Source organism: Pseudomonas sp. NFACC39-1, from assembly GCF_900110355.1.
Taxonomy (GTDB): domain Bacteria; phylum Pseudomonadota; class Gammaproteobacteria; order Pseudomonadales; family Pseudomonadaceae; genus Aquipseudomonas; species Aquipseudomonas tehranensis.
Window position 1 is genome coordinate 118074 of record NZ_FODL01000006.1, and the last position, 12203, is coordinate 130276.

The following is a 12203-nucleotide window of genomic DNA, read 5'->3' on the forward strand; positions in this document are numbered from 1 at the left end:
GATCGGGTGTTGCGGATCGCTCAAGCGTGGGCTTACAACGGACGACCGACGCTGTTGCAGACGTTGGTGTTGCCGATGCTCAGACCGCTGGATGCCGTGACGAAGGACTCACGAATGGCGGTTTTCCAGGCCGAAGGCAGTGGCACGAAACGGTTGGAGGTGATGGCCGAATCGTTGTTGACCAACGAACCGTAGTGGCGGCTGAAGAAGTTGCGAACCTGAGTGGTCTGGGTCGCATCGGCGTAGCACTGGCTGAAGATCACGTTGGTGAAGCCCAGGATCGGGTAGCCGGTGGTTGGGTAGAGACGCAAGCTAGGGTCGTCCGGGTTTTCATCGATGACTTCTTGAGAAGTGAACACCGGCACCCAAGCGTTCGGATTTGAACGGTTGGCAGCAGTAGGAACCGGAACGGCGCCGATAGCTGCAGAGACATTGGCTGGCGCTGGGGACTGACCGGCAACACGAGCGACTTTGGTAGCGTCGCCCAGACCTTCCAGAGTAGTTGCCGCGTAATCCGGGCTCATGTAGGTGATACGGCCCTGGGCTGCATTGAGCGCAGTCATGACGTTCGCACTGCCGGAGGCGAAAACGGCGCCGGCTGGCACGCCACCGCTGTAGCTGTTAGCGAAGTTGGTGGTGATGGCAAAGGTGCCGGTTTCAGCGCACTTGGCGTTCAAGAAGCGAGTGAACAGTTCTGTGGTGCCACTGAGGTCGCTGCGGTAAACCACGGTGATCGCGCCAGTACGACCCGAACCAGTGATCTGGCTCCAGTCGGTCAGACGGCCGGAGAACACGCCGCACAACTGGTTGACGCTCAGGTCAACGTTGGCGGTGCCAGTCTTGTTGAACGGAATGGCAACCGAAGTGGCGACCGAAGGCGCCTGGATCAATGGACCCCAGGCGGTGCCGTGGTTGGCGACGTAGGCATCCAACTCAGCCTGGGTGAGTTTCGAATCGCTACCGGCCCAGTGCACGTTCTTGCTGGTGTCACCAGACACGAAACGGGTGTAATCGTTGTTCAGGAAGGCCAGCTTGCCGGCACCGCTGCCCACGCCGATGTAAGGGGCGAAACCGGCAGTCAGGACGCCGGACGTCTGGTACAGCGGCTGAGGCAAGGTCGCGCCACCACCGTTGACATCAGCCATAGCGGCCTGAGCGGCGCAGAGGCCGGCGAAGGTCAGGGATACCGCGAGAACGTTGCGCTTAAACATGAAGAATCTCCTTTCATCGTGTTCGTACGTAGGTTGGGTGACGCGTGCTTGCCGTCATGGCGCTCGGTCCTGTGCCGATGGCGATGGGGTGAGGCCATGGGTTAGAAACTCGCAGTTTCCGGTGACAGATAAAGGAAAAAACCTCGGGAGCTGGAGGCTGTTTTTTGGGGTTTTTCCTCGGGTGTTCGAGGGCTCTGGATTGGGGTTTCAGACGGGTTTTGTGACGGTGCTGCTCAGGGTGGGCGTGGAGATGGCGGCGGGTGGTTGTCTGACGATGGAAGATGACAGAACGAGGAACCCGAGTTTGGTGTTGGCGAGGGTCGGGAGGTGTTGCGGCACTGCAAAAATAACTGCCTGCTCTTGTGGCGAGGGAGCTTGCTCCCTCGCCACAGGGGTCGTGCTAGCCACAAAGGGTATTCACCAGCGGTTCATTGAACCAACTGATTGATCTCGATAATCGGCAGCAGCACCGCCATGACGATCACCAGCACCACGCCGCCCATGACCACGATCATCAGCGGTTCCAGCAGCGCAGTCATGCCCATGGCCCGGCGTTCGATGTCGCGGGACAGGGTTTGTGCGGCGCGTTCGAGCATTGGCGGCAGGCAGCCGGTTTTTTCGCCGCTGGCGATCAGGTGGATCAGCACCGGCGGGAAGACTTTCTCCACCCGCAACGCTGCTGCCAGGTTGACCCCTTCGCGGACCTTGGCCGTGGCATCGCTGACGCTCAGGCTCAGGCGATCGTTAGACAGGGTCTGACGCGCCGCCTCCAAGGCTCGCAGCAAAGGCACCCCGGCGCCGCCGAGAATCGCCAGGGTCGAGGCAAAACGCGCGGTGTTGAGGCCCAGCACGAAACGCCCGATCAGCGGTAGACGCAAGATGCGACTGTGCCAGTTCAACCGCGCTTGCGGGTTGCGCAAATACAGCCGCCAACCCCAGAACCCACCGGCCAGAATGCCAAAACACAACCAGCCCCAGGCGCGGATGAAATCGCTGGCGGTCAGCATCGCCACGGTCAACCCAGGCAGGTCCTGACGGGCCTGGGAGAACGCGCTGACCACTTGGGGCACCACGTAGCTGAGCAGGAAAATCACGATGGCGATCGACACCAGCCCCACTACACCCGGATAGATGAACGCCGTGAGGATCTTGCCCCGCAGGTTGTTGCGCTCCTCGATGTAGTCCGCCAGCCGCTCCATCACCTGCGCCAGGTCGCCGGACTCTTCACCGGCTGCGATCAGTGCCCGATAGATGTCCGGAAAGTCCCGGGGTCGCGCCGCCAGGGCTTCGGCCAGGCGCATGCCGCTGCGCACATCGGCGCGCACTGCGCTGAGGGTCTGGGCGATGTGTTTTTTTTCCGCCTGTTCCACCGTGGCGCTCAACGCGGCCTCCAATGGCAGGCTCGCTCCCAACAGACTCGCCAGTTGCCGAGTGGCCCAAGCCAGGTCGTTGTCCGAGAGTTTGGCGCTGAACAGGCCGCCGCCATGGGCTTGCGCGGTGTTGCGCTCGAGCTGCACCTGTAACGCCGTCAGCCCTCGACTGCGCAGCAGGTTGAAGGCGCCACTCTGGCTGTCGGCTTCCAGGTGCCCGACCTCGATCTTGCCGGTGGCGTCGGCGGCTTCAAAACGGTAGCGATTCATCAGGCGTCCCGTGTCACGCGCAGGATTTCTTCAGGGGCGGTGGCGCCACTGCGCACCCAGCGCTCACCGTCCTCGCGCATGCTGAACATGCCGGCCTGGCGGGCGGCAGCGCGCAGTGCCTGCTCCCCTGCCCCCTGGTGAATGAGCGTGCGGATATCATCGTCGATGCAGAACAATTCATGGATGCCGGTGCGACCGCTGTAACCGCTCTGGTTACAGCTCGGGCAGCCCACCGGGCGCCAGGTGCCGGGGGTTGCCGGATCAGCTTGTTTGCATTGCGGGCAGAGCCTGCGTACCAGTCGCTGAGCGAGTACGCCGAGCATCGACGAGGCCAGCAGGAACGGCTCGACGCCCATGTCGATCAGGCGGTTGATGGCCGACACAGCGTCGTTGGTGTGCAGGGTCGCCAGCACCAGGTGACCGGTGAGGGACGCCTGCACGGCGATTTGTGCGGTTTCCAGGTCGCGGATTTCGCCGATCATGATGATGTCCGGGTCCTGACGCAAAATCGCCCGCAGGGCCAGGGCGAAGGTCATGTCGATCTTGGCGTTGACCTGGATCTGGCTGATGCCCGGCAGGTCGTATTCCACCGGGTCCTCCACCGTGAGGATGTTGTGGACGCTGGCGTCCAGCCGGGCCAGGGCGGCATACAGGCTGGTGGTCTTGCCGCTGCCGGTGGGGCCGGTGACCAGCACGATGCCGTGGGGCTGGCGGATCAGGTGATCGAGTTTGCCCAGCACGTCCGGGTCCATGCCCAGGGTTTCCAGTTGCAGGCGCCCGGCCTGTTTATCCAGCAGGCGCATCACCACCCGTTCACCATGGCCGGTGGGCACCGTCGAAACCCGGATGTCAATCGGGCGCCCGGCCACGCGCAGGGCAATGCGGCCGTCCTGGGGCAGGCGCTTTTCGGCGATGTCGAGCTGGGCCATGATCTTGATCCGCGACACCAGTGCGCCGTGCAACGCCTTGCGCGGCGAGACCACGTCGCGCAAGGTACCGTCGACCCGGTAGCGCACCACCGAATGGCTTTCGTAGGGCTCGATGTGGATGTCGCTGGCCTCGTCCCGTGCCGCCTGAGTCAGCAAGGCGTTGATCATGCGGATCACCGGCGCGCCGTCCTGCGTGTCCAGCAGGTCGGTGATCTCGGGCATGTCCTGCATCAGGCGGTCGAGGTCCACCTCGCTCTCTGCCGCGCCCACCACGGCGGCGGCGCTGCCGGTGTCGGCGTAGGCACTGTTGAGCAAACCGTCGAGTTCCTCGTCACGCACCCGCTCCAGCCGCACCTCGCCAAATTGGCGGCGCACTTCGCTGATGGACCAGCCCGGCGTGGAGGGACAGACCATCAACACCGCGCCTTCATCAGACTCGCGCAGTACCAGGCGTTGGGCCTTGGCCCAGGCGTATGGGAGGGTGTTCATGGGCACCACTCCTCCTCGACTGACGGACACACCGTGGCTGGAGCGTCGACGCTGTGTAGGAGCTGTCGAGTGCAACGAGGCTGCGATCTTGTCCCAGACAATTGAGTCAAAAGCGAAAGATCAAGATCAAAAGATCGCAGGCTTCGCCAGCTCCTACATAACCCAGCGGGAGCAAGCTCCCTCGCCACGGTACTCATTGTCCAACCGGCTCCGTTGCCGGCACCGCCTTGATCACCGCCCTGGGCGTTTGCAGCCCGGCGGGCGTGGCCTGCGGAATGGCCTTGGCCGAGGCCGGCAGTTGCGGGGCTTGCATGTCCGGCAGCGCCCAGCTGCGTTCCGGTTGCAGCAGGCCCTGGGCGCGGCGCATGAAGTCGTAGCGGTTGAGGGTGATGCCGCGCCCCGCCGCCGTGTCGCGGATGATGTAGGGGCGCAGGAACACCATCAGATTGGTCTTGGTGATCTGCCGCCGCTCGTTGCGAAACAGCGCGCCGATGCCGGGAATGGTCGACAGCCACGGCACAGCATCGTTGCTCTGGCTGTAGCCGTCCTGCAACAACCCGCCAAGGACCATGATCTGCCCGTCGTCCAGCAGAATGCTGGTGTCGATCGCGCGCTTGTTGGTGACGATCCCGGTGGCGCTCGAAGCGCGGTTGTCGACGCTGCTGACCTCTTGATAGATATCGAGCTTGACCGTCCCGCCTTCGGAAATCTGCGGCCGGACGTTGAGCTTCAGGCCCACCTCCTCGCGGGTCACGGTCTGGAACGGGTTGTTGCTGGTGCCGCCCCCACCGGTGACGTAACTGCCGCTGACGAAGGGAATGGTCTGGCCGACAAAAATGCTCGCCGCTTCGTTGTCCAGGGTCAGCAGGTTCGGGGTCGACAACACGTTGGTGCCACCCTTGCTCTTCAACGCCCGGGCCAAGACTTTCAGGTCGAGGATCTTGCCGATGCCGGGAATGTCCACAGTGCCGTTGACCAGGCCCAGGTTCAAGCCTTGGGGCAACACGTCGATGCTGGTCTTGCCGTTGAGGTTGAGCCCGGTGCCACCGAGGTTGACCCCGCCGATCACGCCGCTGCCGCCCAGGTTGCCGGTCTGCCATTGCACGCCGAACTCACTGGCGTCGTCCTCGCCGACTTCAACGATCAAGCTCTCGATCACCACCTGGGCGCGACGCTGGTCGAGCAGGTCGATGACCTCCCGCAGGTTGCGGTACAGCGGGTCCGGCGCGGAAATCAGCAGGGTATTGGTGGTGGCGTCGGCCTGGATGGTCACACCGCCGGCACTGAAGGCGGTGCTCTGATCGTCCTGCGGCGAAGCCGAGCTTTGTCCGCCACTGCCCTGGGCGTAACCGTTGCTGGTGGTCGACGCACTGGCGCTGGTGGTGGCGTCGCTGCTGCCCTGCCCGCTCTGGCCGTTGGTGCTGGCGCCCATGCTGCTGAGCACCGAGCGCGAGTTATCACTGCCCTCGCCTTCGCTTTCCCCAGTGAGCAAGCCGCGCAGGGATTGGGCCAGTTTGCCGGCCTGGGCATTGCGCAGGTACACCACGTGCAGGTTGCTCGGATTGTTCTGGGCGTTGTCGAGCTTGTAGATCAGGTTACGCGCCAGCTCCGTGCGCTCGGGGCTGCCGGCCCGAATGATGATAGCGTTGGAGCGCGGGTCGCCGATCACGTTGATCTTCTGGGTCTGGTCGCCGCCCTGGGTTTCCAGCAACTCGGAAACCATCTGCGCGATGTCCACGGCGATGCCGTTGTGTATCGGCACCACGTCGGTGTCGATGGCGCTGGGGGTATCGATGCCTTCGATGAGCTGCGCCACCCGCGACAGGTTCTCGGCGTAATCGGTGATGACGATGGTGTTGTTGCCGGGGTAGGCATTGATCGGGTTGTTGGGCGACACGATCGGGCGCAACACCGGGATCAGGTTCACCGCGTTTTCGTATTGCAGGCGAAAGGTGCGGGTCAACATGCCGTTGCCGGCCGGTCTGTCGGCGCTGTAGATCGGCCCACCCAACAGCTTGGCGTCGGCCTCGGGCACCACCTGGGCCACGCCGCCGACGTCCACCACGCTAAAGCCTTGCATGCGCAGCGCGGCCAGCAGCATGTCATAGGCCTGGTGCGCCGGCACCTGACCTTCGGACACCAGCGTCAGGTTGCCCTTGACCCGAGGGTCCACCAGAAACTGTTGGCCGGTGGAACGGGACAAGGCCCGCACCACCGCCTGAATGTCGGCCTCGACGAAGTTCAGGGTCACCGGTTGGTCACCCAGTGGGCTGCGTGCCGGCGTACTGCTGCGGGGCTCGCGGGCACGGGCGGTGAGATCGACCGGGTGCCGCACCGGCGGTTTCTGTTCACGCAAGGTCTGAGCCTGCTGACGGTCCAGCAGCGCATCACCGCTGCGCTGAGTACTGCCCAGCGGAATGCCCAGTTCACTGTCTACCAGCAACGGTGGCTGCGACGCCGGCGGTGTGCTGTTGCAGGCGCTCAATGCCAGCAACAGGAACGGCACGCTCTTGCGCCAATGACGCGGGTATCGGGACCCCTTCATGAAGCTTCCTTAGCGCTTTGCGCCTGATCCATGCGAACGGTTCCGGACAGGGTGCCGGCGGTGTCTTCGGTGTTTTCGATGTTGTCGGCGTTGGCCGGGGCCGTGCGCCGCAAACGGGCCTCAAGCACTTGCAGGGAAAATTGCCGGGGACTGCTCAACAGCCAGCCCATCACCTCATCGGCCGGCGCGTCGTTGAAGGTGAGTTGCCAGGCCGACTCCACGGCCTGCAACTGGTAGTGCTCGCTCAAGCCGCCGGCATCCAGGGCCTGGCGCAGGGCCACTTCCAGAGGCTGGCCTGGCGCAGGGCCGCCGACGTCCCGCAACAACACTTCGAGGGCCTGGGTCTGCGCGCGCAACTTCGGCGTTTCGACCTGCCAATACGCCAGGGTTTGGAGCGGTGGCTGGATCAACAGCAACCAGACCAGCAGCCCGCCGAGTGCCAGCGCCGCCAGGGACACGGCGCGCTGCTCGCGCACCGCCAGGCCCTGCCAGGACGCCCGGCCACGCGCGCGCAGGGTTTGCCAGCGCGCCCATAGTCGTGCCGGGAGCTTATTCATCGGCGGCTTCCGGGGGGTGTTGGGGGGTGTCCTGCGCGCCCTGTCCGGGCAAAGCAGCACGCAAGGTCCAGCCCTGGTCATTGGCCGCAACGTCGATGCCGGCCTGGGTCAGGGGGATTTTCCAGTCGTCTGCGGCGGATGTTTTTTGTGCCTCGGCCACGAGCGTCAGGCGTAACTCACCGTTTTCAAACACCAGTTCCTGCACGTTGCCGCTCATGAACGGCATGGCGCTGCCCGCCTGTTGCACCAAGCTGGCGAAGCGTTGCGCCGGATCAGCCGCAGTGCCGCTTTGGCGTGCAGCGATTTGCTGTCGCGCCTGTTGCAAGGGGTTGAGAATCACCGGCAGTTCGGGAAACGCCTGCTTTACCCGCTGGCTCATGTGCGCCTTGAGTCGTTGGCCCTGAGTGGCCTCACGGGTGGCGTAGAGATTCAGGCCGACCACCCACACCGCCAGCGCTACCGCGCAAAGCGTCGCCGCCCTGCCCCAACCGCCACGCTCGGCCGTGCCATGCGTCAGGCCGGCATGCAAGCCCCAGCCCGGCGCGGCACCGGTCCAGCGCTGGGGGGCGGGCAAGGTGTTGATCGAGACCTGCGACGGCGATTCGCCCACCCACTGCAGCCCGGGCCCTGCCTCCAATAACCATTCATCCAACGCGTCGTCCAGCAACGGCTGCACCACCGCGTGTTGCACGCTGTAACGCACCAGCAGGTGGCCGTCGTCGACGCAGGCCACCGGCCCGGACAACACCGGCAGGGCGTAGGCTGCCGGGTACAGCCCGTGCAGGTGCAGGCCGGCCTGGCGCAGCACCCGGCCCAGGGCATCGAGTGACTCTCGGTCGAGCCAGGCAATGTGCACCTGCCCGTCGGCACCGCGCGCGCTGTGAGCCACCTGCATGCGCTCGCTGGCACCGAGCATCAGCGCCTGGGCGGCGCAGTTCACCGCGGCGGTGATTTTCGCCGCCGGCAACTGCGGCAGTTCCAGACTGGTGAGCACGCTGTCGCGCGGATGGAGGAAACATTCAACCCGTTGCTTCTTCGCACCCTGGCCGAGGGCCCGGAGGTTGCTGTGCCCCTGGTCGCGGACCTGGCCCTGGCGATCGAGCCAGGCGAACGCCACCGGACTGTCGAGGCTCAAGCTGCCCAGTGGTGTCAACGCTATGCGCAAGCGAGTCATACGCCCACCCGTGACCAGATCACCTGAGGCATCCGGTCCTGGCTGCGTTGCAGCAAAGCATCCAGCACGACCCGCCGCTGCCCACTGCGCGCCTGACCCCGCAGACGGAACCAGTCGCTGGTGATGCCGACCTTGACGGAGGTCATTTCCAGCTCAGGCATGCGCAGGCGATTGACGAAATCGCCACGGTTGATAAACCAGTGGCCGCCGTCTCGCTCAGCGATCAATGCCTGGGCCCGTTGCAACGACAACCCCGGCACGTAAGCAGCCAGCACCGGGGCGCTGGCGGTGTTGCCGTTGAGCCAGGTATTGGCCGGCAGAATCGTCACATAAGGCGCCAGTGTATCCAGCAGCTGCGGGGTGACCCCCTTGATACTGCGCAAATCCTGCAACGTGCGCAGCATGGGGCGTGTCGGCGCCAACGGCGTGCCGGAAGCATCCGGCGAGGTGCTGCGGCCGCTGTCGAAGGTAGTGCTCACCGCAGCCTTGTCCGCCGACGCAGGGTTCAACAGACGTGGGTACGCGGCAATCACCCGCGCGACGATGCGCGCACGTACCGTCGCGGCGATGCCAAGTTGCTCGCACAGCCGTTCGAAGGCGCGTACCTGTTCCTGGTCTACGCGTTCATTGGCGACCAGATTGCGCAGGTTGAATTTGCCTTGCTCATCTTCCAGGCGCCCTTCGAAGGGGATGTCAACTCGGCTGGAACCGGCCATCACGAAGGGATTGGCCCAAGCCTGACCGAAGCGTGTGAGCGGATCGCGCTGACGCGCATCCCACAACAACTGGCGACTCAATTGCAGGCCGCCCTGCAACTGCGCCGTACCCTGGATACGCAACTGCTCGGCTTCCAGGCTGCGGGTAAACAGGGTTTGGCGGGTGAGCATGCCCCCGGCGATGACCGCCACCACGGCGGCGATCAGCAAGGCACTGATGACCGCCATACCCCGCTGCTTCGCCGCGAAGGGCGAATCCGTTCGCATCACGGCCCTTATAACTGCCAGGAGCCGATGTCGGCATTTACACCCTCGCCGTCAGGCTGGCCGTCGGCCCCCAGGGAAAAGATATCGACTTCACCATTGGCGCCGGGGTTGAGGTAGTTGTAGGGACGCCCCCATGGATCGTTGGGCAGGCGTTCCAGGTAGGAACGCCATGTGCTGTTTTTTGCGTCAGCGGGCCGTTCCACCAGCACCTTGAGCCCCTGGTTCATGCTCGGGTAACTGCCGTGGTCCAGGCGATAGAGTTTCAACGCCTGCATCAAACCGCCAATGTCCTGTTTCGCCGCCGTCGCCCGAGCCTGGTCCGGCCGGTCGAGTACCTTGGGCACCACCATCGCCGCCAGAATGCCGAGAATGACCACCACAACCATGATTTCGATCAGGGTGAAACCCTGCTGCCCACGAGGGCCTTGGAGACGGGCGTTGTAACGGGCGATCTGCATCTCGACGGTCCTTCGCTGGATTCAATTCGTGGCGCAGTGTTGCAAGAAAACATGTCAGTGATATTGAAAATGCTCAGGAGCTTACGTCGTCAATCGGTCAACAATGGTGGTTAAGCTCGGGGGCTGCCTCTGCCCATAGAGCTCGCGCGATGCCACGCCCCGCCCCACAAGCCGGCTTCACCCTGATCGAAGTACTGGTCGCCCTGGCGATCATCGCTGTGGCCATGTCGGCGGCGGTGCGCGTGGCTGCGGTGATGACCCAAAGCAATGGGCTATTGCGAGACAAGTCCATCGCACTGCTGGCGGCCCGCAGCCAACTGGCGCAACTGCGCTTGGAGGGGCGTTTTGTGCAGGGTTCAAAAGTCATCGAATGCGATCAGGGACGGTTGCTGCTGCGTTGCGAACAGAACCTGCGCCCGGCAGAGAGCGGCAGGATGTTGCGGGTCGAACTGACCGTGTCGGATCGCAGCCGAGAGGCACCGCCGCTGGCACGGCTGGAGACGCTGGTCAGTCGGGGAAAATAGTCGCTAGACACGGTCCATTGTGGCGAGGGTTCGTCGTGACCTCAAGGACGGGTGAGTGAGGGCAACACCACCGAATCCGGCAATCGGGCCAAGGCCAGCCGGGTTTGCTGATTGCCCCGCTCAATCACCACCGCTTGCGCCTCGATCGATACCAGCCGCACCCCATGAGCCACCCGCTCCCCAGCCAGGAAACTACGGGGTGGGCCGTCGTTGAGACTGAGGATCGCCACAGCCCCGCGAGCGCCGGCCAGCACACCGCTGACCTTGATATCCACTGGCGCCGGCTGGCTGGAGAACCATTGCAGCGCAGGATTATCGGAACGCTCGGCCAACCGTTGCGGGGCAGCACCCGGCGTGCGGGATTCGGCCGATGTCAGCAGCAGCGAAGACCAGGTCGCCACCCCGGCCAATGCCGCCAACAGGCCGAGTGCCTGGAGGAGTTGCGCTGGGGAAACACGCTCGATGAACGCCATGGTCCGGTTCTCCTTTTTTATCCAGACTCCAGCGTACGCCTCGATTCTCTCCGTTTTATTTCACATCCTTATCATCTTCACCGTGCAGGATGAATACCGACGCAAAGGAGCGCGCATGGACCTTGGCAAGCAACGCGGTTTCACCCTGATCGAATTGATGGTGGTACTGGTGATCATCGGCATCGCCAGTGCCGCAGTGGGCCTGAGCATCAAACCCGATCCTCTGAAGTTGTTGCGCCAGGACGCCGAGCGGCTGGCGCAACTGCTACAGCTCGCCCAAACCGAAGCCCGCGCCGATGGCCGGCCGATTAGCTGGCGCTGGGATGCCAAGGGGTTCGGTTTCAGTCGTCGGCAGGATCAAGGGCCAGGGCTGGATCGCTTCAAGGATGATCCGCAACTGCACCCGCGGCGGTGGCAGAGCCCGTCCATGGACGTTCGTGTGGAACCCAGGCAGCGAGTGGTGTTGAGCGCCGAGTGGATCGGCGCCCCGCTGAACATTCGTTTGTCGGACGGCCAGAACAACATAAACGTCCAACGCAGCGCCGCTGGCCGGGTGCAGATTCAATGAACGGCCGAGAGACGGGCTTCACCCTGCTTGAAGTCATGGTGGCGATTCTGCTGATGGCGGTGGTCAGCCTGATTGCCTGGCGCGGACTGGACAGCGTCACCCGGGCCGACAGTCATTTGCAGGCCAGCACCGAGCAGACCGAAGCCTTGCTGCGAGTGTTGAACCAATTGGAGCGCGACGTGGCATTACGCGCCAGCATTGAGTTGAGCGAACCGTTAAAACCCGGAGTCGATGACCAGCCCTCAACCGCGCCACCCGCCCTCACCGTGCGCAGCACCGAAGGTCGGGGTTTTCGCCTGGATGTGATCCGGGTGGCCGCCGCTCAAGCAGGCACGCTGCAAAGGGTGCGCTGGTGGCTCGAGGGAGACACGCTTTACCGAGCCCAAGGCCAGGCCCGCAGCCGCTACCCATTGCCGGCACCCGGCGCGGGCGTAGCGGTGCTCAGCGAAGTCAGCGATGCAGGACTGCGTTACTGGGACAGAGAAAAAGGCTGGCGCAAGCTCAGCGGCAATCGCCAGGAAAACCCGCTGGGCATCGAAATCAGCCTGACACGGCAGACGCCACAAGGGGTGGAAAAGTATCGGCAGGTGTTGGGGCCGCTGGAGTGAGGGTAAATCCAGTGCGGGGCGAGCCTGCTCGCAATGAGGCTCAT

Annotated in this window: 12 protein-coding genes; 3 read left to right on the plus strand and 9 right to left on the minus strand. The window is 64.0% G+C overall.

Going from position 1 to position 12203, the window contains the following annotated elements:
• Positions 1-32: 32 nt before the first annotated feature.
• The 8 genes from BMY45_RS14695 to gspG all read right to left on the minus strand — a co-directional run bounded on the left by BMY45_RS14695 (position 33) and on the right by gspG (position 9986).
• Positions 33-1211 carry a substrate-binding domain-containing protein gene (locus BMY45_RS14695; protein WP_092398775.1) on the minus strand — a complete coding sequence of 393 codons (1179 nt, stop codon included), beginning with the start codon at positions 1209-1211 and terminating at the stop codon, positions 33-35.
• 428 nt (positions 1212-1639) lie between these two features.
• On the minus strand, positions 1640-2851 hold the full coding sequence (gene gspF, locus BMY45_RS14700) for a type II secretion system inner membrane protein GspF (RefSeq protein WP_092398777.1): 1212 nt from the start codon (positions 2849-2851) through the stop codon (positions 1640-1642).
• Entirely contained in the window at positions 2851-4269 is a 1419-nt protein-coding gene (gene gspE, locus BMY45_RS14705) for a type II secretion system ATPase GspE (protein WP_092398779.1), read from the minus strand. Before gspE ends, gspF begins: the two co-directional genes overlap by 1 nt.
• A gap of 193 nt (positions 4270-4462) precedes the next feature.
• Complete coding sequence (gspD, locus tag BMY45_RS14710; protein WP_092398781.1) at positions 4463-6814, minus strand: type II secretion system secretin GspD; 2352 nt, start codon at positions 6812-6814, stop codon at positions 4463-4465.
• Positions 6811-7371 (minus strand): type II secretion system protein GspM, encoded by a 561-nt coding sequence (gene gspM / locus BMY45_RS14715; RefSeq protein ID WP_092398783.1) that lies wholly within the window; start codon positions 7369-7371, stop codon positions 6811-6813. Before gspM ends, gspD begins: the two co-directional genes overlap by 4 nt.
• Positions 7364-8545, minus strand: coding sequence for a type II secretion system protein GspL (gspL, locus tag BMY45_RS14720; protein ID WP_092398785.1), 1182 nt, complete (start codon positions 8543-8545; stop codon positions 7364-7366). The genes gspM and gspL overlap by 8 nt, the downstream gene beginning before the upstream one ends.
• The gene (gspK, locus tag BMY45_RS14725; protein ID WP_092398787.1) at positions 8542-9528 is read right to left on the minus strand and encodes a type II secretion system minor pseudopilin GspK; all 987 of its coding nucleotides are present in this window, start codon (positions 9526-9528) and stop codon (positions 8542-8544) included. The genes gspL and gspK overlap by 4 nt, the downstream gene beginning before the upstream one ends.
• 8 nt (positions 9529-9536) lie before the next feature.
• Complete coding sequence (gene gspG, locus BMY45_RS14730; protein ID WP_092398789.1) at positions 9537-9986, minus strand: type II secretion system major pseudopilin GspG; 450 nt, start codon at positions 9984-9986, stop codon at positions 9537-9539.
• A 149-nt stretch (positions 9987-10135) separates the two neighbouring features.
• On the opposite strand from gspG, the gene gspI reads away from it, so the two are divergent.
• Entirely contained in the window at positions 10136-10510 is a 375-nt protein-coding gene (gene gspI / locus BMY45_RS14735; protein WP_092398791.1) for a type II secretion system minor pseudopilin GspI, read from the plus strand.
• A gap of 41 nt (positions 10511-10551) precedes the next feature.
• On the opposite strand, the gene BMY45_RS14740 is transcribed toward gspI, so the two are convergent.
• Positions 10552-10983, minus strand: a complete 432-nt coding sequence (locus BMY45_RS14740; RefSeq protein ID WP_092398793.1) for a general secretion pathway protein GspC — start codon at positions 10981-10983, stop codon at positions 10552-10554.
• Positions 10984-11098: 115 nt separating this feature from the next.
• Here BMY45_RS14740 and gspH point away from each other — a divergent pair, with 115 nt between their 5' ends.
• Positions 11099-11551: a type II secretion system minor pseudopilin GspH gene (gene gspH, locus BMY45_RS14745; RefSeq protein WP_092398795.1), complete on the plus strand. Its 453-nt coding sequence runs from the start codon at positions 11099-11101 to the stop codon at positions 11549-11551.
• Positions 11548-12159, plus strand: coding sequence for a type II secretion system protein GspJ (locus BMY45_RS14750; protein ID WP_092398797.1), 612 nt, complete (start codon positions 11548-11550; stop codon positions 12157-12159). Before gspH ends, BMY45_RS14750 begins: the two co-directional genes overlap by 4 nt.
• Positions 12160-12203 lie beyond the last annotated feature (44 nt).

What these genes read in the sequence shown, in the direction of transcription:
- BMY45_RS14695 (WP_092398775.1), bottom strand. Translation starts at nt 1,211, where the DNA reads ATGTTTAAGCGCAACGTTCTCGCGGTATCCCTGACCTTCGCCGGCCTC.
- gspF (WP_092398777.1), bottom strand. Translation starts at nt 2,851, where the DNA reads ATGAATCGCTACCGTTTTGAAGCCGCCGACGCCACCGGCAAGATCGAG.
- gspE (WP_092398779.1), bottom strand. Translation starts at nt 4,269, where the DNA reads ATGAACACCCTCCCATACGCCTGGGCCAAGGCCCAACGCCTGGTACTG.
- gspD (WP_092398781.1), bottom strand. Translation starts at nt 6,814, where the DNA reads ATGAAGGGGTCCCGATACCCGCGTCATTGGCGCAAGAGCGTGCCGTTC.
- gspM (WP_092398783.1), bottom strand. Translation starts at nt 7,371, where the DNA reads ATGAATAAGCTCCCGGCACGACTATGGGCGCGCTGGCAAACCCTGCGC.
- gspL (WP_092398785.1), bottom strand. Translation starts at nt 8,545, where the DNA reads ATGACTCGCTTGCGCATAGCGTTGACACCACTGGGCAGCTTGAGCCTC.
- gspK (WP_092398787.1), bottom strand. Translation starts at nt 9,528, where the DNA reads ATGCGAACGGATTCGCCCTTCGCGGCGAAGCAGCGGGGTATGGCGGTC.
- gspG (WP_092398789.1), bottom strand. Translation starts at nt 9,986, where the DNA reads ATGCAGATCGCCCGTTACAACGCCCGTCTCCAAGGCCCTCGTGGGCAG.
- gspI (WP_092398791.1), top strand. Translation starts at nt 10,136, where the DNA reads ATGCCACGCCCCGCCCCACAAGCCGGCTTCACCCTGATCGAAGTACTG.
- BMY45_RS14740 (WP_092398793.1), bottom strand. Translation starts at nt 10,983, where the DNA reads ATGGCGTTCATCGAGCGTGTTTCCCCAGCGCAACTCCTCCAGGCACTC.
- gspH (WP_092398795.1), top strand. Translation starts at nt 11,099, where the DNA reads ATGGACCTTGGCAAGCAACGCGGTTTCACCCTGATCGAATTGATGGTG.
- BMY45_RS14750 (WP_092398797.1), top strand. Translation starts at nt 11,548, where the DNA reads ATGAACGGCCGAGAGACGGGCTTCACCCTGCTTGAAGTCATGGTGGCG.